This is a genomic window from Marinobacter bohaiensis (assembly GCF_003258515.1).
Lineage (GTDB): Bacteria > Pseudomonadota > Gammaproteobacteria > Pseudomonadales > Oleiphilaceae > Marinobacter_A > Marinobacter_A bohaiensis.
Window position 1 is genome coordinate 1,448,480 of record NZ_QGEH01000001.1, and the last position, 20,582, is coordinate 1,469,061.

At 58.3% G+C, this 20,582-nt stretch carries 24 protein-coding genes and 1 pseudogene; 19 read left to right on the top strand and 6 right to left on the bottom strand.

Annotation, left to right across the window (positions count from 1 at the left end; translation table 11 throughout):
- Window positions 1-13: 13 nt before the first annotated feature.
- Window positions 14-1,129: a TRAP transporter substrate-binding protein gene (locus DKK67_RS06445; RefSeq protein WP_111495512.1), complete on the bottom strand. Its 1,116-nt coding sequence runs from the start codon at window positions 1,127-1,129 to the stop codon at window positions 14-16.
- Between the two features lie 67 nt (window positions 1,130-1,196).
- Here DKK67_RS06445 and DKK67_RS06450 point away from each other — a divergent pair, with 67 nt between their 5' ends.
- Complete coding sequence (locus DKK67_RS06450; protein ID WP_162628767.1) at window positions 1,197-1,946, top strand: TRAP transporter small permease; 750 nt, start codon at window positions 1,197-1,199, stop codon at window positions 1,944-1,946.
- A gap of 43 nt (window positions 1,947-1,989) precedes the next feature.
- On the top strand, window positions 1,990-3,270 hold the full coding sequence (locus DKK67_RS06455) for a TRAP transporter large permease (protein ID WP_111496791.1): 1,281 nt from the start codon (window positions 1,990-1,992) through the stop codon (window positions 3,268-3,270).
- A 76-nt stretch (window positions 3,271-3,346) separates the two neighbouring features.
- Here the strand turns inward: DKK67_RS06455 and DKK67_RS06460 are convergent, their stop codons facing one another.
- Window positions 3,347-3,724: a DUF4168 domain-containing protein gene (locus tag DKK67_RS06460; protein WP_111495516.1), complete on the bottom strand. Its 378-nt coding sequence runs from the start codon at window positions 3,722-3,724 to the stop codon at window positions 3,347-3,349.
- A 270-nt stretch (window positions 3,725-3,994) separates the two neighbouring features.
- Here DKK67_RS06460 and DKK67_RS06465 point away from each other — a divergent pair, with 270 nt between their 5' ends.
- Window positions 3,995-4,897, top strand: a complete 903-nt coding sequence (locus tag DKK67_RS06465; protein WP_111495518.1) for a DMT family transporter — start codon at window positions 3,995-3,997, stop codon at window positions 4,895-4,897.
- Window positions 4,894-5,172: a GIY-YIG nuclease family protein gene (locus tag DKK67_RS06470; protein ID WP_111495520.1), complete on the top strand. Its 279-nt coding sequence runs from the start codon at window positions 4,894-4,896 to the stop codon at window positions 5,170-5,172. The genes DKK67_RS06465 and DKK67_RS06470 overlap by 4 nt, the downstream gene beginning before the upstream one ends.
- Here the strand turns inward: DKK67_RS06470 and DKK67_RS06475 are convergent, their stop codons facing one another.
- Window positions 5,173-5,940 (bottom strand): SDR family oxidoreductase, encoded by a 768-nt coding sequence (locus DKK67_RS06475; RefSeq protein WP_111495522.1) that lies wholly within the window; start codon window positions 5,938-5,940, stop codon window positions 5,173-5,175.
- Window positions 5,941-5,950: 10 nt separating this feature from the next.
- A complete protein-coding gene (locus tag DKK67_RS06480) occupies window positions 5,951-6,838 on the bottom strand; it encodes an alpha/beta hydrolase (protein ID WP_111495524.1) in 888 nt (295 codons plus the stop codon).
- A 282-nt stretch (window positions 6,839-7,120) separates the two neighbouring features.
- On the opposite strand from DKK67_RS06480, the gene DKK67_RS06485 reads away from it, so the two are divergent.
- Entirely contained in the window at window positions 7,121-8,155 is a 1,035-nt protein-coding gene (locus DKK67_RS06485; protein WP_111495526.1) for an alpha/beta hydrolase, read from the top strand.
- 89 nt (window positions 8,156-8,244) lie between these two features.
- Window positions 8,245-8,904, top strand: a complete 660-nt coding sequence (locus tag DKK67_RS06490) for an OmpA family protein (protein WP_111495528.1) — start codon at window positions 8,245-8,247, stop codon at window positions 8,902-8,904.
- Between the two features lie 218 nt (window positions 8,905-9,122).
- On the opposite strand, the gene DKK67_RS06495 is transcribed toward DKK67_RS06490, so the two are convergent.
- Together DKK67_RS06495 and serA are read right to left on the bottom strand one after the other, a co-directional pair.
- A complete protein-coding gene (locus DKK67_RS06495) occupies window positions 9,123-9,407 on the bottom strand; it encodes a hypothetical protein (protein ID WP_111495530.1) in 285 nt (94 codons plus the stop codon).
- Window positions 9,408-9,708: 301 nt separating this feature from the next.
- Window positions 9,709-10,938, bottom strand: a complete 1,230-nt coding sequence (serA, locus tag DKK67_RS06500) for a phosphoglycerate dehydrogenase (protein ID WP_111495532.1) — start codon at window positions 10,936-10,938, stop codon at window positions 9,709-9,711.
- A 212-nt stretch (window positions 10,939-11,150) separates the two neighbouring features.
- Here serA and DKK67_RS06505 point away from each other — a divergent pair, with 212 nt between their 5' ends.
- The 13 genes and pseudogenes from DKK67_RS06505 (at window position 11,151) to DKK67_RS06555 (ending at window position 20,556) form a co-directional block, all read left to right on the top strand.
- Window positions 11,151-12,545, top strand: coding sequence for an FAD-binding oxidoreductase (locus DKK67_RS06505; protein WP_111495534.1), 1,395 nt, complete (start codon window positions 11,151-11,153; stop codon window positions 12,543-12,545).
- 148 nt (window positions 12,546-12,693) lie between these two features.
- A complete protein-coding gene (locus DKK67_RS06510; protein WP_111495536.1) occupies window positions 12,694-13,374 on the top strand; it encodes an SIR2 family NAD-dependent protein deacylase in 681 nt (226 codons plus the stop codon).
- Window positions 13,375-13,640: 266 nt separating this feature from the next.
- Entirely contained in the window at window positions 13,641-14,870 is a 1,230-nt protein-coding gene (locus tag DKK67_RS06515) for an SIR2 family NAD-dependent protein deacylase (protein WP_111496792.1), read from the top strand.
- A 234-nt stretch (window positions 14,871-15,104) separates the two neighbouring features.
- Window positions 15,105-15,485 carry a hypothetical protein gene (locus DKK67_RS06520; RefSeq protein ID WP_162628768.1) on the top strand — a complete coding sequence of 127 codons (381 nt, stop codon included), beginning with the start codon at window positions 15,105-15,107 and terminating at the stop codon, window positions 15,483-15,485.
- Between the two features lie 114 nt (window positions 15,486-15,599).
- Complete coding sequence (locus DKK67_RS21550) at window positions 15,600-15,935, top strand: hypothetical protein (RefSeq protein WP_162628769.1); 336 nt, start codon at window positions 15,600-15,602, stop codon at window positions 15,933-15,935.
- A gap of 85 nt (window positions 15,936-16,020) precedes the next feature.
- Complete coding sequence (locus DKK67_RS21555) at window positions 16,021-16,446, top strand: hypothetical protein (RefSeq protein ID WP_162628770.1); 426 nt, start codon at window positions 16,021-16,023, stop codon at window positions 16,444-16,446.
- A gap of 303 nt (window positions 16,447-16,749) precedes the next feature.
- Window positions 16,750-17,193, top strand: coding sequence for an SRPBCC domain-containing protein (locus DKK67_RS06525; protein ID WP_111495540.1), 444 nt, complete (start codon window positions 16,750-16,752; stop codon window positions 17,191-17,193).
- 188 nt (window positions 17,194-17,381) lie between these two features.
- Window positions 17,382-17,907: pseudogene (locus tag DKK67_RS06530) on the top strand (DinB family protein).
- Between the two features lie 172 nt (window positions 17,908-18,079).
- The gene (locus DKK67_RS06535) at window positions 18,080-18,457 is read left to right on the top strand and encodes a nuclear transport factor 2-like protein (RefSeq protein ID WP_111495542.1); all 378 of its coding nucleotides are present in this window, start codon (window positions 18,080-18,082) and stop codon (window positions 18,455-18,457) included.
- 60 nt (window positions 18,458-18,517) lie between these two features.
- Window positions 18,518-18,835 (top strand): DUF3175 domain-containing protein, encoded by a 318-nt coding sequence (locus tag DKK67_RS06540; protein ID WP_111495544.1) that lies wholly within the window; start codon window positions 18,518-18,520, stop codon window positions 18,833-18,835.
- Window positions 18,836-18,963: 128 nt separating this feature from the next.
- Window positions 18,964-19,599: a glutathione S-transferase family protein gene (locus DKK67_RS06545; RefSeq protein WP_111495546.1), complete on the top strand. Its 636-nt coding sequence runs from the start codon at window positions 18,964-18,966 to the stop codon at window positions 19,597-19,599.
- Between the two features lie 40 nt (window positions 19,600-19,639).
- Entirely contained in the window at window positions 19,640-20,008 is a 369-nt protein-coding gene (locus DKK67_RS06550; protein ID WP_111495548.1) for a DUF3703 domain-containing protein, read from the top strand.
- An 89-nt stretch (window positions 20,009-20,097) separates the two neighbouring features.
- Window positions 20,098-20,556 (top strand): DUF695 domain-containing protein, encoded by a 459-nt coding sequence (locus tag DKK67_RS06555; protein ID WP_228160525.1) that lies wholly within the window; start codon window positions 20,098-20,100, stop codon window positions 20,554-20,556.
- Window positions 20,557-20,582: the final 26 nt, after the last annotated feature.

Here is a 20,582-nt window from a genome sequence, read left to right on the forward strand (position 1 = left end):
GAAGCGGTCTGGATCAGGAACCCTGTTCCATCTCCGCTTCTTTCTCCTTGACCATGGAGGTGATGGTGTCCAGCACCTGCTGGCCACGCTCGCCGGCGGCCTCGATGTAGGTGTCACGAACGCCCATGCTGGCTTCCCGGAAGGCCTGACGCTCTTCGTCGGTCAGCTCGATAACCTCGATGTCGCTGTTGTTCTTGATCTTCTCAAGACGCTCCTGGTTGAACTGCGACTGCTTGTCGTAGATGTAGTCGACCAGGTTGTCACGCGCGGTGTTCAGAGCGGTGCGCTGATCCTCCGGCAGCCCCTCGTACCAGTCCTTGCCAGCAATCACGGTGGCGATGAACTGGGCGTGGTGGGCCAGGGTCATGGCTTCCTGTACTTCGTAGAAGCTCATTTCCTCGATGGCGAAGATCGGGTTGACCTGACCATCGATCTGCTTCAGCTGGAGGCCACTGTAGACCTCAGAATAGGGCATCGGGGTCGGGTTGGCGCCGTAGGCCTTGTAGGATTCGGTCAGAATCGGCGAGGTCATGGTGCGCATCTTGAAGTCTTCGAAGTCGGCCGGGGTACGCAGCGGCTTGTTGCCGGTCCAGACCATCCAGCCTTCCGGCACAATGCTCAGCAGCTCCAGGCCCTGGGCGTTGTAGCGGTCAGAGAACAGGTCGTGGACCTTGTCGCTGGACAGCACGGCCTTGTTGACGTCGTTGTTGTCAGACAGCACGAAGTGCAGGGTGAAAATACCCACTTCGGGAATGACAGAGGCCAGGTGGCCCGGAGACGCAAAGGCCAGCTCGACAGCGCCCTGCTGGACCAGTTCGGTCAACTGGGAGGACGTGCCCAGGGAGCCGTAGGGGTAGATCTCTACCTTGACGCCACCGTCAGTGGCTTCCTCGATTTCTTTCTTGAATTCCTGGGCGTAGGCATCCTGCACACTGCCCTCGATTTCTTCGAGCGCGAAGCGCCAGGTCACCGGCTCACTCTTGGCCGCGGATTCGGACGATGAGCTGGAACTTTCCTGCTGGGTATTCGCATCCTGGTTGGCGCTGTCATCGCCTGATTCCGAACACCCGACAAGGGCGAATGCCATCAGAATTGTCAGGCTTCCGAGCCAGCGAATGAGTCTTCTCATGTTCTTATCTCCTTTAGAGTTCTAACCAATGTGGCCACGATAACACACTATCAAATAGACATATTTCTTGAAGTCTGCCATCTATTACAACGTATACTGTATTCACGTGAAAAGAAAATGGAGCGAGACCATGGCTGAATCCAGGGGCGCGTCCGAAGGCCCAAAACATGGAAAGGCAAAGAAAGGGCCCTTTCATTTGCTGGATACCGGACTGAATGTAATTGAACAGGGCATCCTGATCGTCGGCATACTCATCATGGCTGCGGCCAGTATCGTCGGCGTCTTTGCCAGAAATATGGGCCACAGTCTGTCGTTTGTCGACGAATTGGCCCAGATTCTTGTAGTCATCGTGACCTTCGTTGGCGTCGGCCATGGCGTTCGCAATGCCCGCCACATCCGAGTTTCCGCTGTTCATGACCTGCTGCCGCCCACAGGGCAGAAAATTCTCCTGACGATCGTCAGTTTCTTCTCCTGCGCGTTGCTGGCCCTGCTGGCGATGTATTCGATCGACTACATACAGAACCTGCGCCAGTCCGGTCGGGTGATGCCGTCGATGCAGTTCCCGCTGTGGATCCCCTACCTGATTGTCCCGATCGGCCTGATCGTCGGTTCGGCGCAGTTCTTCCTGGCTGGTGTGCGCAACCTCATCAGCAAGGGGGCCTGGCTGTCCTGGCACCACCGGGACGAATACGAAGACGAACTGGCCATCGAGGCCGGTCTGTCGGAGGAGGAGCAGGCCTACTACCAGGAACAGAACGCCTCGGCCTCCACAAGCCAGCAGGACACCCAGCAGCAGAAGGAGAAGCCCAATGGCTGATTTCATGGAGTGGCTCGGTCTGGCCGGGATGAGCATGCCGGTGATGGCCATCATTGTGGCGGTCGTCATGGTGGCGTTCCTGCTGATGGGGTTCCCGATGATGGTGCCGCTGCTGGTGGGGGCCATGGTGCTGCTGTTCTCCCAGTTCCCGTTCCTGGAAGGCTCGGTGATCATCCAGCAGATGATTGGCGGGATTTCCCAGAGCGTGCTGGTGGCGGTGCCCATGTTCATATTGGCGGCCGACATCATGATCAAGGGGCACACGGCGGACCGGCTGCTGGATCTGGTGTCCAAGTTCGTCGGCCACCTGCGTGGCGGGCTGCCGATGACCACCGCGATGTCCTGCACCCTGTTCGGTGCGGTGTCCGGTTCCACCCAGGCCACGGTTGTGGCGATGGGCCAGCCGTTGCGGCCCAAGCTGATTGAGGCGGGTTACACCGACAAGTTCGCGATGGCGCTGATCATCAATGCCAGTGACATCGCCCTGCTGATTCCGCCGTCCATCGGCATGATCATCTACGGCGTGGTCTCCGGAACCTCGGTGGGCGACCTGTTCATCGCCGGTATCGGGCCGGGACTGATGATCCTGGTGCTGTTCTCCATCTACTGCTACTTCCTCTCGGTGAAGCTGAAGATTCCCGTTCTGCCTAAGGCGAGCTGGTCCGAACGCATGACGGCCCTGAAGAAGGCGATTCTGCCCATGGGCTTCCCGGTGATCATCATCGGCGGGATCTACTCGGGCATGTTCAGCCCCACTGAAGCGGCGGCCATGTCGGTGGCCTATGCACTGGTGCTGGAGATGGTCATCTTCCGGCAGGTGCGCATGAGCGACTTGCCGGCGGTGGCGCTGTCGACCGGTCTGATCACCGCGGTGGTGTTTATCCTGGTGGCGGCCGGTACGGCCTTCTCCTGGGTGATTTCCTTCGCCAAGATTCCGGATCTGCTGCTGGGTGACGTGGTGGCCAATGCCGCGGACAGCCCGTATTTCATCCTGGCGCTGATCTCGGTGTCCTACTTCGTCGGCTGTATGTTCGTCGACCCGATCGTGGTGATCCTGGTGCTGACTCCGATTTTCGCGCCGGCCGTGGCCGCTGCGGGGATCGATCCGGTGCTGGTGGGTACCCTGGTGACGCTGCAGGCGGCGATTGGCTCCGCAACACCACCGTTCGGCTGCGACATCTTCACAGCGGTGGCGATCTTCAGGCGACCGTATCTGGAAGTGATCCGCGGCACACCGCCGTTCATCATCCTGTTGCTGCTGTCGACCGTGTTGCTGATCCTGTTCCCGCAGATCGCGCTGTTCCTGCCCGGGCTCATGCAGTAGGCGGGCGCAGCCAACCGTCAGGCACAAAAAACCCCGCTTGCGAGCGGGGTTTTTTTACGTCCGGAGAACGGACAGCTTACATCAGGGCGTCAACGCGATTGCGGACCTTTGGCTCGCTGTTGTAAGCGGTGGCGATGGCGTTGTACGTGGGGATGTCCAGACCCTTGTCCTGGATCGCGGAGACCATCTTGTCGTTGGCTTCCATCTGCAGCTTCTTGACCTTGGCCTTGTCTTCGGTTTCCTGGATCTGCGGGATGTATTCCTTGCGGATGGAGGAAATGTCCTTCTGGACCGTGACGAACTTCTTCAGCTCGGCGTCGGAGTAGTTGGTTTTCTGTGTGCCTGTCGCTGCTGGGTTCTCGTAACCCTGGTTCTGTGACGTGTTTTGTGCGAGAGCCGGTCCGGCAGCCAGCAGGGCCATGGAAACGGCAACGGAAGTCATCATGGTTTTCATCGTAATCTCCTTCGGTGGAGTGGTTTTCGCACGCTCCGGCCAGCACAGAGGGGTTATTGGCGACAGCCTGGCCGGGATGAACTGCGGTCACAGTGCCACGGCTGCGTCATGGATCAAATTAAGGATTCCACATCTTGCGGTCATAATTTGTACAGAAATCCCGCGAGGTGGCGTCGTTGGGCGGTCTTGGTTATCCTGCCACGCCCGGGACCCCGCGCCGCACCGGGCGACGTGTCGTGAACGTGTTCGAATCAGCCGAAAGGAAGCCCCATGAAGAACCAGAAGCAGGCCTTGATGTTTGGTGGTGCCACGGTACTGCTCTGGTCCACCGTGGCCACGGCTTTCAAACTGTCGCTGCGGGAAATGACGCCGTTCCAGCTGATGCTGATGGCGGGCTGCACGTCGGTCGTGGTGATTGGGGTTATCCTGGTGATTCAGGGGCGCGGTCGGGCGGTTTTTCAACTGACACCGAAACAGTACCTGAGTTCTGTTTTCTATGGGCTGATCAACCCGGGGCTGTATTACATCGTTCTGTTCGGGGCGTTCGATCGCCTGCCGGCCCAGGAAGCGCAGCCGCTCAACTACACCTGGGCCCTGACCCTGGCGTACCTGTCGGTGCCGCTGCTGGGGCAGCGTCTGAGTCGCGCGGACATCATCGCCGGCCTGATCTGCTACAGCGGCGTCGTGGTGATCGCCACCCGGGGCGACATCCTGGGGCTGCAATTCTCCGACCCCATTGGCGTCGCCCTGGCGCTGGCCAGTACGGTGATCTGGGCGTTGTACTGGATCCTCAATACCCGCGATCGCCGCGATCCGCTGGTGGGCCTGTTCCTCAATTTCCTGTTCGGGATGCCGTTTGTGGTGGCCCTGTGTCTGCTGACGGACGGTCTGCCCGACGTCTCGCCGGTGGCCCTGTCCGCCTCGATCTACGTCGGCGTGTTCGAGATGGGGATTGCCTTCGTGCTGTGGATGTTCGCCATGAAGAAGGCCGAGAACACGTCGCAGGTAAGCAACCTGATCTTCATCTCGCCGTTCCTGTCGCTGGTGTTCATCCACTTCATCCTGGGCGAGACGATTTATCATTCCACCTACGTGGGGCTGGTGCTCATCGTCGCCGGTTTGTGGTTTCAGCAGCGCGGCCGCAAACCGTCGCCGGAAGCCACCGCCGCATGACCCAGTGGAGTCTGTATCTGGTGCGCACCCGCTCAGGCGCGCTGTATACGGGAATCACCACCAACGTGGCGCGGCGCTTTGCCGAACACCAGTCGGGCGGTGTGCGAGCGGCTCGTAGTTTACGTGGCAAGGGACCGCTGACCCTGGCGTTCCAGGAAACCATCGGCAACCGTACCCGCGCCGCGCAACTGGAATACGCCCTCAAACAGTGGCCGCGACAGCGCAAGGAAGCGCTGGTGGCCGGGCGCATCCGGCTGCAGGACATCGAGACCTGATCAGCGCTTGCTGAGCAGCCCGATCAGCTGTCGGGTGAACGCGTTGGGCAGCCACTTGTTGCCGAACACCAGCGACTTGAACTGCAGACTCACCGGGTTGTGAACGTCCTTGCCGCGCGCGGCCCGCCACACCGCTTCGGCAATATCCTTCGCCTCCAGGTTTACGCCCAATCGCTCGATGATTGGCGCCTGGAACGTCTGCTCCGCCACCATCCGGGTCTTCACGAAGGGCGGCATCATATCCTGCACCACGATATCGTGACGCTCCCATTCCAGGTTCAGGGCTTCGGTCAGTCCGCGCACCGCGAACTTCGATGCGGAGTAGCTGGCGAAGTAGGGCGTGCCGTAGAGCGCGGACGCCGAACTCATGTTGATCACCCGCGCGCCGGGCGTCGCCTTGAGCAGCGGGAAAGCCTTCCGGGTCACGTCCATCAGCGCGATCACGTTGATCTCCATGATGCGGCGATGCCACTCGAAGTCGATGTCCTCGAACTCGCCGACCTTGAGGATACCCGCGCAGTTGAACAGCAGGTCCAGGCGGCCGCCGGCGTGCGTGCCGAACTCACTGAGCGCGGTCGTGACGGCGTCACCATCCGTGACGTCCAGTTGGCGGTGCCAGTGCTGTCCGCCCAGCTCTTCGTTCAGGGCCGCCACCGCCTCGCCGTCCAGGTCGACCAGCCCCAGCTGCCAGCCTTCCCGGGCGAAGCGTCGCGCCGTGGCCGCACCGATCCCGGCACCGGCGCCGGTGATGAAAAGGGTCTTTGCCATCGTGCCTTCCTCAGCGATTGGGGTGGATGAATGTCGCGATGTTGGTGATCGCCTCGTTGGCCACGGACAGGGTTCCAGCATGGATCTGGAACACGTGCCAGAGCCCATCGTAGATTTCCAGTGTCACGGATCCGCCGGCTTCCCGGGCTTTATCGGCGAGGCGCTGGGCGTCGTTGAACAGGATTTCCTGGGAGCCCACCTGGATCAGGATGGGCGGCAGGTCCGAGAGATCATCAAACAGCGGGGATATCAGCGGGTCGGCCAGTGGATGGGCGCCGCGATAAGCTTCGGCCGCAGCCTTGATCCAGCCCAATTGCAGAACCGGCTCCACGGCTGGCTCGTAGGTGTTCTTGTGGGTGAGATCCAGCCAGGGCGACAGCAGAACGAGGTGGCCCGGCAGCGGCAGGTGCTCGCGTTTGAGCCTGAGCGCCAGCGCCAGGGCCAGTCCGCCGCCGGCGGAATCCCCGGCGATGGTCAGCTTGTCCGGATGGTAGCCGCAGCTCAGCAGGTGTCGGTACACGGTGAGCGCGTCGTCGAGCGCCGCCGGATAGGGATGCTCCGGCGCCAGGCGGTAATCCGGTACGACGACTCTGGCGCCGGTGGTGGCCGCGAGGTGGCCGGTGATGCCTTTGTGGGTGTCCGGCGAACCGATCAGGAAGGCGCCGCCGTGCAGGTAGAGCAGGGCGCTTTCCGTACAGTCGACGGGCGTCACTTCCCGGTAAGGCACCTGGTCGATGACGTTGTCCGTGAACCGTATGCCGGCGGGCGGGGTGCTCAGGCGATAGGCCTGCCGGATCAGCCGGCGCTGGATGCGGACCGGCAGGGCGGGCGTCAGCAGCGGTTTGACGAAGGCCTGCATACCCAGCCGCAGGCCGCTCTGAAGGACCGTTTGCAGCATGGTGCTCTCCCGGCGGCGTTGAGGATCATGAAGATGAAGAATAGCGCTGTTGAAAACGATGTCCTACAGCCTGCCGCAAAACTCGGCCCAGGCGGATGGCCGCCGTGATCCTTCGAGTCTTCATTTCAGCCAATCGTGACGACGGGCGGTCGATGGCGGACGCTCCTGTGCTAATGTAGGCGCATCGGGACAGGCGACGAAAGATCGTCGCCGATATGACAGAGACGTAATACCGGGCCTGCAGCCCCATACGTAGAATACGCGACAAACGGCCGAACCACTGTGTATTGGAAAACCGACAACCTGGACATGCCCGACTGGGATCGGGCCAGCCTGATCAACCAGCTCCGGGCCTTTGAGGCCGACCGCGAACGGGGTCCCTTCCAGGACGGTCTGTCGCAGGAAGTGGCGGCGTACTGCCGCTTCTACGGTCTGGACCTGTGGGTGGAGCACCCCGACGTGCAGTATTCCGTCGGCAACCTGCAGGCCGGCGAGCACCGCGTCGCCATACATTGCTACCGCACCCCACGCCCCCGGGGCACGGTGTTCATCCTGCACGGCTACTTTGATCACGTCGGCCTGTACAGCCAGTTGATCGACCGCTGCCTGGGCGCCGGTTTCAATGTGTTGGCCTATGATCAGCCGGGGCACGGGCTGTCCAGCGGTACGCCGGCGGCGATTGGCAGTTTTGCTGAATACCAGCAGGTGCTGCTGGACGTCCTGGAGGCGGTTCGTGGCCGGATCGATGGGCCCTGGTTTGCAGTGGGACAGAGCACCGGAGGCGGCGTTCTGATCGACTACCTGCTGCACCGGGTGCCCCGAGGCAATGCCGAGTTCCGTCATGTGGTGCTGTTGGCGCCGCTGGTGCGTCCCAACGGCTGGATCGGCGCGAAGATGCTGCACAGTCTGGCGCGGCCGTTTATCAAACGCTGGCGGCGCATGTTCTCGGAGAACAGCGGCAACTCGCGTTTCCTGCGCTTCCTGCGTGAGCACGATCCGTTGCAGGCGCGGGCAGTGCATGTGGACTGGGTCAGCGCCCTGCGTCAGTGGGTGCCGGCCATCGAGGCTGCCAAGCCGGTGGATTACGCGGTGACCGTGATCCAGGGCGAAAAAGACATGACTGTGGACTGGCACCACAATTTGCGGATTATCCGTAACAAGTTTTCGTCGGTCGCCGAACGGCGCCTGCCCGACGGCCGACATCACCTGGTGAACGAGGCGAGCGATCTCCAGGCGACCGTGTTCAATGTGACCATCAGTGCATTCGTCGACGGATGCGAAGAACGGACCGAGGCCGCGCAGGCTGCCGGTGTATAAAGAAAGACTGGAAGGCGCCGTGACTTTTCGATGAGTCCGATAGCGTGACTTTCCAGCGATTCCATGAAGAAGTTAAGGAGTTGAGTGGGATGAAAAAAACAATCATGGCAGTGTCAGTGGCTGTCGTAACCCTGAGCGGCTGCATGACCTATGATCCGTACACGGGCGAAGAGAAAGTATCGAATGCGACCAAAGGCAGCGTGATCGGTGCCGTCACCGGCGCGGCCATCGGTGCGGCGACCTCCAGCAGCAGCGACCGCGGCAAGGGCGCCCTGATCGGCGCGGCGGCCGGTGGCGCGGCCGGTGGCGGTATCGGCTACTACATGGACCGCCAGGAAGCGGCCCTGCGCCACCAGCTGGAAGGCACCGGCGTGCGCGTCCAGCGTAACGGCAACCAGATCCAGTTGATCATGCCGGGCAACATCACCTTTGACGTGGACCAGTCCGGTATTCGCTCGTCCTTCACCAGCGTGCTGGAGTCCGTGGCGATCGTGCTGGAAGAGTACGATGAGACCATCATCCAGATCGACGGCTACACCGACAGCACCGGTTCCGCCTCCTACAACCAGATGCTCAGTGAGCGTCGGGCGTCTTCCGTGCGGGACTTCCTGCTCAACCAGGGTATCCAGTCCTCGCGTACCCGCGCCAACGGCTACGGTGAGCGCAACCCGATTGCCTCCAACTCCACTGATTCCGGCCGGGCGCAGAACCGCCGCGTGGAGCTGACGCTGGTGCCGATGCAGGGTTAATCCCGAAACGGCCAACCAAAAAGCGGAGCCCTCCTGAAGGTCTCCGCTTTTTTTATGCCAGATGGTTTGTCAGAGCTGGCATTTACTTGAGTGTGTAGCCGACGCTTTAGCTTCGGAGCAGCCTGAAGGGCTGCCGTGAAGTTAGGACGCCAAAGAAGGCACCTTCGGCGCCTCAGAAGCTAAAGCGTCTGCTACATTGAGCAACTTAAAGTTCAAGCCTAGTTGGTGTTACTCGGCAACCACTCCTCAATCCGCTTCTTCAGGTCGCTCAATCGGTCTTCGCCCGATTCGCGCAGTTCGCCCATTTTCTGGCGCGCGCTTTCCACGTTGTCTTCCAGTTGCTGGATGCGCTTGGCGAAATCCTCCTGGATCTGCGCCTCCGCCTGTTCGTCCTTGGCCTTCGCCATTTTCTCATCGGCCTGGGCGCGCAGGCTGTCGATCTGCTTGCTCCAGTATTCGGTCTGGGTTTCCAGTTTGTTCAACAGCGAGTCCTTCAGTGACATGGTCGTCTCCTTGTCAGCCTATGCATGAAACTCGAAGCGATGAATGAAACGCGGCTGTCTGAATCAAAGCCCGTTTTTTCCCGATACACCTATTAACCTTAGGGGTGTTCGGTGACGAAACAAGGTCAGCGTGGGCCGGAACGGATTAAGAAAGGGTCATCCACGACGAAAAGCGGGCAGGGCGGGCGCGTAATTCAGGGACACAAAGCAGGCACACAGATCAGGTAGACCGATCAGGCACAAAAAAAGGCCGGGACAAGCCCGGCCTTCTTCTCACTGGCGTTCTGGATCGCGAGGCGACTCAGAACAGCACGCGGCAGCGGATGGTGCCACGCACGGACTTGAGTTTCTCCAGCGCCAGTTCGCCGTACTCCTTGTCCACGTCGATCACCACGTAGCCGATGTCTTCCTGGGTCTGCAGGTACTGGCCGCAGATGTTGATGCCGTTCTCGGAGAACACCTGATTGATCTCGGACATCACGCCCGGCACGTTCTCGTGAATGTGCAGCAGACGGTGCTGGTTCGGGTGCGACGGCAGCGCCACTTCCGGGAAGTTGACGGAGGACACCGTGGTGCCGTTGTCGCTGTACATGGCCAGCTTCTCGGCGACTTCGCGACCAATGTTTTCCTGCGCCTCGGCGGTGGAGCCACCGATGTGCGGGGTCAGGATCACGTTGTCGAACTCACGCAGTGGGGAGACGAACTCCTCGTCGTTGGACTTCGGCTCGACCGGGAACACGTCGATGGCCGCGCCCAGCAGCTTGCCGCTCTTGAGCGTTTCGGACAGGGCTTCGATGTCCACCACCGTACCGCGGGAGGCGTTCATCAGAATGCTGCCCGGCTTCATCTGGGCCAGCTGTTCGGCGCCGAACATGTACTTGGTGGCCGGCGTTTCCGGCACGTGCAGGCTGATCACGTCGCAGGTGTTGAGCAGCTCGTTGAGGCTGTTGACCTGGGTGGCGTTACCGATCGACAGCTTGGACACCACGTCGTAGAAGTAGACGTCCATGCCCAGGGACTCGGCCAGCACGCTGAACTGGGTGCCGATGTTGCCGTAGCCGATGATGCCCAGCTTCTTGCCGCGAATTTCGTAGCTGTTCTTGGCCGACTTCTGCCATTCACCGCGATGCGCCTTGGCGTTCTTCTCGGGAATGCCGCGCAGCAGCAGAATCGCCTGGGCCAGTACCAGCTCGGCGACACTGCGGGTGTTGGAGAAAGGCGCGTTGAACACGGCCACGCCGCGACGGGTGGCGGCCTTCAGGTTGACCTGGTTGGTCCCGATGCAGAAACAGCCCACGGCGACCAGCTTCTCGGCGGCCTCGAAGACCTCCTCGGTGAGCTGGGTGCGGGAGCGGATGCCAATAAAGTGCGCATCAGCGATCTTTTCCTTCAGCTCCTCGTTACCGAGGGAGTGCGTCAGGTACTCGATGTTGGTGTAACCCGCTTCGTGCAACGTATCCAGCGCAGACTGATGGACACCTTCCAGCAGCAGGATCCGGATCTTGCTTTTGTCGAGGGACGTATTTGCCATGGGCTTAACAGACCTTTCGTCGCGTGAAGTAAACCGGCAGCCCGGCCGCGAAAAGGGGCGGGCTCGCAGAACAGGGCCGGTATGATACCATAATCACCCGTTTTCACATTGTGTTCGGTGACATCCCTCAATCGACGGTGAGGCCGCTGGGGCCCGCCTTTGATAACTGCACAGGGAGTCAGCCTTTTCCCATCACGAGACCAAGACTGCCCATGACGCCAGACCAGATTGTTTCCGCCCTGACCTCCCTTGTTGACGACGGCAAGGTCCTCACGGATCCGGATGATCTCGACACCTACGGCAAGGACTGGACAAAAATCTACGCGCCCAGGCCCGTGGCGATCGTCTTCCCCAAGACCACCGAGCAGGTGCAGGCCATTGTCCGCTTTGCCAACGAGAACCAGGTGGCGCTGGTGCCATCGGGTGGCCGTACCGGCCTGAGTGCTGGCGCCGTGGCGGCCAACGGCGAAGTCGTCGTGGCCTTCGATTACATGAACCAGATCCTGGACTTCAACGCCAGCGATCGTGTCGTGCACTGCCAGGCGGGCGTGATCACCGAACAGCTGCAGAACTTCGCCGAGGAAAACGACCTCTACTACCCGGTGGATTTCGCCTCCGCGGGCTCCAGCCAACTGGGCGGCAACCTCTCCACCAACGCCGGCGGCATCAAGGTCATCCGCTACGGCATGAGCCGTGACTGGGTGGCGGGTCTGACCGTGGTCACCGGCAAGGGTGACATCCTGGAGCTGAACAAGGACCTGGAGAAGAACAACACCGGCTACGACCTGCGCCACCTGTTCATCGGCGCCGAGGGCACGCTGGGCTTCATCACCGAAGCCACCATGAAGCTGACCCGCAAGCCGGACAACCTGACCGTACTGGTGCTGGGTCTGAACGACCTGACCAACACCATGGACGTGCTGCAGACCTTCCAGAAGAAGATCGACCTCACCGCCTACGAGTTCTTCTCCCACCAGGCAATGCAGCACGTGCTGGCCCACGGCAACGTGCAGGCGCCGTTCGAGACCGAAGCGCCTTACTACGCGCTGCTGGAGTTCGAAGCCGTGTCCGACGCGGTGATGGACGACGCGATGGCCCTGTTCGAGCAGTGCATGGAAAACGGCTGGGTGCTGGACGGCGCCATCAGCCAGAGCGAGACCCAGGCCAAAAATCTGTGGATGCTGCGCGAAGGCATCTCCGAGTCCATCGCCCCGCGCACGCCCTACAAGAACGACATCTCCGTAGTCGTCTCCAAAGTGCCCGAGTTCCTGCGCGAGATCGACGCCGTGGTCACCGAGCACTACCCGGATTTCGAGATCATCTGGTTCGGCCACATCGGCGACGGCAACCTGCACCTCAATATCCTCAAGCCGGAGGATATGGCCAAGGAAGACTTCTTCGAGAAGTGCCAGCAGGTCAACAAGTGGGTGTTCGAGATCGTCGAGCGGTACAACGGCAGCGTCTCCGCCGAGCACGGCGTGGGCATGACCAAGAAGCCGTACCTGCAATACACCCGCAGCGAGTCGGAAATCGCCTACCTCAAGGGCATCAAGCAGGTGTTCGATCCCAACGGCATCATCAACCCGGGCAAGATCTTCGATCTGTAAGCGGTTGATTCACAGCCCCTCGCCAGGGGCATGACGGAAACGGGAGAGCGCACCAGCGGTCTCCCGTTTTTCGTTGGGCCGGCCTCCACAGCCTGACCGGCCGATGCTACAGTCCCCGGATATCCCCGCGATTCTGGAGAGACTCAAGATGACCGACCACATCGTCGTCCTGTCCGGCGCCGGCATGAGCGCCGAGAGCGGCCTGTCCACCTTCCGCGACAACGACGGCCTCTGGGAAAAACACAACGTCTACGACGTCGCCACCCCCGAAGCCTTCCAGCGCAACCCGGAACTGGTGCTGCGCTTCTACAACGACCGCCGCCGCCAACTGAAAGACGCCCAGCCCAACCCGGCCCACCGCGCCCTGGCGGAACTGGAAAGGGACTACCGCGTCACCATCGTCACCCAGAACATCGACGACCTGCACGAACGCGCCGGCTCCAGCCACGTCGTCCACCTCCACGGCCAGCTCACCCAGGCCCGCAGCGTCCACGACGAGCACACCGTCTACGACATCGGCTACGACGACATCCAGCTCGGCGACACCGCCGAAAATGGCGGCCAGCTCCGCCCCCACGTGGTCTGGTTCGGCGAAGCCGTCCCCATGATCGAAACCGCCGCCGAAGTCGTCAGCACCGCCGACCAGCTCCTCATCGTCGGCACCTCACTCCAGGTCTACCCGGCCGCCGGCCTGGTCAACTGCGTCGACATCGACGTGCCCATCACCGTCATCGATCCGGGCGAGGCCAGCGTGTCCCGGGCCAAAGTGATTCGCAAGACGGCGAGTGACGGAGTGCTGGAGTGGATGGAATCACTGCGGCGTCAGTGAGCGGGATATTGGATGCACGAAATGAAGAAGTCGCGATAATGCATGGCAGGGACGCTGCTGAGTGGCTAAGCTGTTGTTCAGGTTGGAGAAAGAGAAAAGATAAAGGCCGCGAATTCGTGACATTATACCGAACGCTTGATTATTCAATATTACGGAACGCGGTCTAAGTACTGTTATAAATAGGGGGAATGTTGGATCCATATTATGAATTGGCTTACGCACTAGAGTCCCAATCGTTGAGCTTCTTCGTGGGAACTGGCTTTTCCATGCACTTAACGGATGGGGCTGCTCCTAGTTGGTTGAGCCTGTTAAAAACCTGCTGTGAGAAAATTGACGGTGGTGAAGAACTGGCAGAGCAATTATTTCCGAATAACAACCCAATCATGTCTTTGGAAGAATGCGCTAGCATCATTAAAGTAAAGATGGATAGCCAAGGCCACTGTCTTCATACAGAAATATCAAAGGTTATTGGAAACCTGGAGCTTGGGGAATCAGGCGAAGAAACCAAAGAGGTACTAGAGGGTCTCCCAGCTGTAACGTTTATCACTACAAATTATGATCTTTTGATAGAGGAAGAACTTATTGGGGATGATAAATGTACATCATATTCAATAGGTTACCCGATAAACAGGCAGGCAAAAGATTATCAAGTTTATCATGTGCATGGGTCTGTAAAGTATCCAAAGAAAATGATTGTGACTGCGGATGATTATTTTCGCTTCATTAATTATCCTGACTACTTCGCAAAGAAAGTTCAAACATTAATTGAAGAAAGCACGACGGTTATAATCGGGTACTCACTTGGTGATGTTAATTTCAAAGCCATACTTAATAACATTAGATCCAATAGAATTCATGATATAAATAGACAGAACCTATTTTTTCTTTCGAGAAATCCTGTGGACAAGAACATCAAGGACTACTACGACAGAAGCTATGGGCTCCGGGTGATCGAAAGTACAGATGTGGAGGGGTTTCTTAGGAAAATAGATGCAAAACACGAGCAAATTAAAGAGAGAGTATCGAGGTCTCGAGATCTTTTGATGCCTGTTTTAGAGGGTAAAAAAAGGTTCACTGATTCGTATTTGAAAAAGCGAGACTCTTTCTATGAAATTATAGCAACACTGTCGTCAAACGGAATTATTGTATCCCATTCCAAGGTAGTTAAGTTTCTCAAGGATATATTTGAAAGAAAACGTGGTTTTACTAGGGTCACTGGCGCTTGGCAGCAGTACAAGCATTTGGCTGGTTGGCTTGTTCATATTGGGGCAATAATGGACATTAAGGGTACCCCTCTTGAAGAGGCATACCTCAAAGCAGTCGAGGCCTCGTTTGACAATATGTCCAAAAGAAAAATCATGGGCAAGTCGTGGGACTCCTTCGTCATATGGAAGCGGCACTGGCTAGATCTAACTTACGACAATCGAATAATGATCTGTCAGTATTTTGAAGACAAGGATGTCTCTTCGGATGCATCAGAAGTAATGAGCCAATGAATTTATAACAATCGGCTGCACGGCGACCGGTTTTCCGCCGCTTGGCGGCTCCAAACCGGCGCATGAGCCGGGCGTTAAATACTTATGGGATTCGGATATACAGCCAAGGGCATTCAACAACTATGCGTGGAGCTCACAGCCATAATCCACGCGAACTTCCACGTGGCGGCGACTATAGAACCAGCTAGACGCAGTTCATCTTTGTACAGCGATTTCGATGACCATTACGAGGCTATGATTAATACAAAGAGTATTGAATTGGCCGTTAATCTTAGGTCGCTTTTCGATCGGTGTGCAGCGTTTGCCAATCCGAATAAAGTAGAGCAGGCAGAGCGAAAGTCGACGGCAATTCGATTTATAGAGGGGAGTGGCCCGGAGACTTTGCGAGAGTGTACCAACAAGATCATCCATGCTGGTTATTTCTTGTTCGAGTATGATCGCTACGAATCTACTGGAAATGATGGGCAGCGGTTCAGCAACGAAGTTCAAAGCTCAGTAATTAAACTGTCGGGCTGGCATTTCCGGAAAAAATGGCTGTGTACATTAGACCTCCTGAAATTCTGTGAAGAAGCCCATTCTGCGGCGCAGGAGCTTGAGCAAAAATTCGAACAGTAGTGGGGCCGCGGCTCCTGTATTTAACCAATGCAGGCACGGCGACGCCCTTTACATTGCGCCTTCGGCTCCATTCCAAGGGCGCACATGCTGCAAGCGTTAAAAGTCAGGATGACTATGAGTAATTTCGGCATCGCTCTAATAGGTACACTTCTGCTGTTGATCATATATTCAGCAGCCTTTGTCACGTACCACGTCTCAAGATCTGACTCCCTAGAGGCCAGTCAAAAGCGAGCGATTTATCTCTTTGCTTGGCTTGTGCCACTAATCGGCCCAGCTATCACTGTGGCTGCGCTTGGTGATGATTTTGCGCGTCGAAAGAAGAGGCCAGGGATTCCCTTGTTGAGTTATATCTTCTTGGCGGCAGTTTTTGCGCCGTCCCAAGATCACGAGAATACTTCAGGTCACTCAGTAGGTAGCGATTCAACTGGTGGTACTGATGGCGACTTTTAACAATGTGTTGCAGCCCGTTCCGGGCTGTAGGCCCTCCACCGGACCGCTTTCAGCGGCCGCTGAACAACGGCGTTAGGTGTTTCTCATGGGTTGTGAAGAAATTCGAGTTTATTATCCTTTATGGATAAAAGTGCTGGGAATAGTGGGCTTACCGATTTTAGTTATCGTTGCTATTTGGTTAACGCTAAGGCCAGTATTAGAAACAGGGCTAACGGATGCCCAAAACATGCTGTTTCCTTTGCTGGGTCTTGCTGTTTTATATCAGTGTTTTATTGGTTTTCGTTGCTTTAAGTTCCTGAACTCCAGTTTACTTTTACATGATCATGGTATTGATTTATACCACCAAGGTAAGGTAGTTGAATTTAAGTGGGAAGATTTGGTAATTAAAAATTATGCGTTTGCTACAGCTACTCAGATTAAAACCAAAAATGGCGAAACAGTCGCATATTTTAGTGATGGGTTGCCAAATTTAAGTTTGTTAGAAGAAAGTGTAGTAAATAGAAACACCTAACAATCGAATTAAGGGTGGACGCAAAAAAAAGCTTGGCTGCGCTCATTCTTCGCTTAGTATAGCCAAGCTCTTTATTGCGCCACTTATGCGGGCGTTGAGGCTGTAGAAAAAGGTCAGAAGAGTTTTCTGGTCTTGGATTGATCAGTAAACGAGCTAAAAATAGCGCCTATTCTTAAAATCTGGAACACTCAACATCGAAAGTACATCCAGATTTTACGTAGGAGCACCATCGTAAAAAGGGGCGAGGGTTTTTCTACAGCCTCGTTATGAGGCACAAATCTCATTCAACTTGGAGTTCCATGCATGACTGAAAACAGAACGCTACGTACCTCCAGGACCCTGCCTTTCTCCCCAGAAGAAATTTACGGGGCATTTGAGTCGCCTGAATTGCTGGCCGCATGGTGGGGACCTGAGGGCTTTTCAAATACCTTCGAGATTCATGAGTTCAAGGAAGGGGGACGCTGGAAATTCATCATGCATGCCCCAGACGGAACCGAGCACCCGAACGAGAGCAAGTTCGAAACACTGGAACCCAACTCGAAAATAGTCATTCATCATGACTGCCCGCCCAATTTCCGGCTCACAGTTGAACTCACTGCTGAGGGGCGTGGAACGCACGTAACCTGGAATCAGGAGTTCGAAGATGCTCAAACTGCGCAGGCCGTTAAAGAAAGGGCGGGGCCAGCAAATGAGCAGAATCTCGATCGGCTCACGCGCGTGCTGGAACAGGCGAGAAATGCCGTATAACCAGGGGGGCAGGCTCACCTTGGACTTCCCGGCAAAGGACTTCCGAAGGCATGATATGGGGCATTTGGTGCAGCCAGTAAAAGCTTCACGGCACCCATAGCCCCAGACCGCATGGGGGCTCGGCTCTAACCGAATGCGCCAAAGCCGCATGACGTTTGGCGTGGCCTTACGAATGAGAGGTTTCCCCAATGAGCCAAAAAGAACACTTCGAACTGCTGGCCACCTACAACCAGTGGATGAACGCCAAGATCTACGAGGCGGCCGAAAGGCTTCCTGCGGCGGATTTGGTGAAAGACCGGGGCGCGTTCTTTGGCTCCATTCTGGGCACGCTGAACCACATCCTTGTCGCGGATATGATCTGGCTCAAACGGTTTGCCACCCATCCCGCCTGCCAGCATACGCTGCAGGCCGTGGCGGACCTTCCGGATCCCACGAGCCTGGTTTGAGGATCTGGGCAGCCTGTCCGAACAGCGCAACTGGCTGGATCGGCAAATCATCCACTGGGTCGATGAGCTGTCGGAAGACGATCTCGGGGCGATCCTCAGCTACAGAAACACCAAAGGGATCCCCGGCAACAAGCGGTTTGCGAGCCTGTTGCTGCATTTCTTCAATCATCAGACCCATCATCGGGGGCAGGTTTCGACGCTGTTGTCGCAGGCGGGCGTCGATATCGGTGTGACGGACCTGTTGGCCCTGATTCCTGAGGAAACATAAGCGTAACCAGGCCCATTCGCCGGCACCGTAACGCCAATCAGGCCGGCAAGCCCTCCAAATAACCTTGATAGCCAACTCACGTTTGGGCGTGTTGGGCGAAAACGGTAAGCTAACACCATTGCCTAAGCGGAACTGGCCGCCAAGTGCCCCATACAGGAAGAGGAATCCACCCATGCAGCCCAAAGACATCGTGTCGCAGTTCATCGCCGATATTCATGACCAGCGTTTTGATGAGGCGAAATCCTGGTTGGCGACTGAGGGCTTTGAGTACGTGGGACCGAACACGCGCTTCCTGAGCCCGGACGACATGCTGGCCTACCAGTTCGGCATGGCGGCCATCCAGAAAGACCTGATCGTCCGTCAGCTCAGCGCCGATGGCGAGCATGTGTTCGCGATCCTGGATTACCAGACGCATTTCGAGCCGATCGGGGACGTGCGGCTGGCCGTCTGGTTCCGCGTGAAGGGCGACAAGATCCAGACGATGGAAACCTTCTACAACGCGGCGGTGGTTGAGAACATGTTGGGCGGGAACCTGCCTTCCGCTGACTAGGCTTGAAAGGGGCTGGCCCGGGAGCAAGGACTGACTTTCCGACTGAAAGAGGGGCGATGGATGTCCGGATCGCAGCAAACGGATAAACACAGGTCCAATAAAAACTGGTCCCAAAGCGTCACCGAATCCAGCCACGCCCTCGATCTGGAGCAGGGCGTCTTCACCCTGAAAGATCCCAAAGCGATTGCCCGTTCGCTCAAACAATCCGCCGAGAGCAGCCAGCAGCGCAAATCCGATCCCTATCGCTCCGCCATGTCGATGCTGACCTTCTATTTGAATCGGGCGGGGAAGACCATGCCTCAGGATCAGCGCGACATTCTCGAGGCGGCGAAGGACGAACTACGCGAGCTGTTTGGCCGTCCACGAAGAGGGGGCTGAGGCACCCGCCGCCGAGGTCGATCTTCGACAACCCACATTCCAATAAATTCTAACGGCCATGACGACGTTGCCGGCGAATCTCGCCTAACCTGTCTGGATCACGCCAGATACCAACAAGGAGCGTCACCATGCCGATCACCGATTCCCCCGACTGCGATCTCGTGTTCTACACCAACCCCATGTCCCGCGGTCGCATCGTGCGCTGGATGCTGGAGGAAGTGGGTGCCTCCTATCGCCAGGAGCTACTGGAATACGGCGATGCCCTGAGATCCGACGACTACCTGGCGATCAACCCCATGGGCAAGGTGCCGGCCCTGGTGCACCGCGGGCAGGTGGTGACCGAGTGCGCGGCGATCTGCGCCTATCTGGCCGATGTCTTTCCGGGAGCGCGTCTGGCGCCGCCGACCGACCAGCGCGCGGCCTATTACCGCTGGCTGTTCTTCGCTGCCGGCCCGCTGGAGGCGGCGATTACCGACCGCACCCTGGGCGCGACCGTCAGCGACGAGCAGCAACGCATGGTGGGCTACGGCAGCTACGAGCGCACCGTGGACGTGCTGGCGTCGGCGGTATCCAGGTCGCGCTATGTGGCAGGCGACGAGTTCACGGCGGCGGATGTCTACGTTGGAGCCCACGTGATGTGGGGGATGCAGTTCGGCTCGTTGCCCAAGCGCCCGGAGTTTGAGAGCTACGCCGCCCGCCTGATGGACCGTCCGGCGCTGCAGGCGGCGACGGCGATGGACGACGAGCTGACGCCGAAGACCTGACGACTGTATCTTGAGGTATTGAAGCCAGGAGAGCAGTGCGATGAAGCGGACCTTCACCCGGGCGGTGGCGCCTTTTGTTCGGGCCGAGTTGGACAAGGCGCGCGAGGCCGGAAACGCCGGTGATCCGGCGCAGGCGTTCCGCCATCTGGAGCGGGCGCATGTGGTGGGCCAGGCCTCAACGTACTGGCACGTCAAAGTCCACGGGCTGATGTTTCTGTGGGCGCTGCGCCAACACGCGCCGGGCGAAGCGGTGGGTCAGGTCATCCGTACGGTCGGCGCCGCCACCAAGACCGCCCTGGGGCTGGTGCCGGAAGGCAATACGGGCGGCGCCAACGTCAGCCCCTTCCGCCGCATGCCGGTGGAGCCGGAGCTGGCGGCGATGATTCGCAAGGCGCGTGCGGGGCACTGATGCCGCCGCATTGGAACATAGGCCATCGATTCGAAGCGGGGCCGCGGTGCCTCGCGTTGATCGTCATTCTTACAGGAGTCTTATCAGGCATGGATGCATCCGCCAATCCGCAGGACAGGGGCGTGATCGGTCGCGTCATGGAGGATGGCCGGCCGGTCATCTACAAGTTCGTCGAGGAGATGCCGTCGCCCACCGTACGCGACGCGTTGCCCTGGCTGACAGTGATCGCCTGGCGCTACGACGGCTCGGAGCGCAACGGCATGCCGCCGGAGCCGGTGAACGAGCGGATGATCCGCCTGGAGGATGCCGTGGAAGCGTCCATCGAGCGCGACGGCGTGCTGCGCCACGTCTACAGTCGCACGGGCAACGATCTAAAGGAGCTGGTCTACTACATCCACGACCGCGACCAGTTCCTGGCCGCGCTCAATGACGCCCTCGCGGACCACCCGCGCTATCCCATCGAGATCAATTTCTATGAGGATCGCACCTGGGAGGATTTCCAGCGCTTGCTGAGCGACTTTGACGGCGCGCCCGACGCGACGGATTGAGCGGCGCCGGATCCGGCGACGTGTTT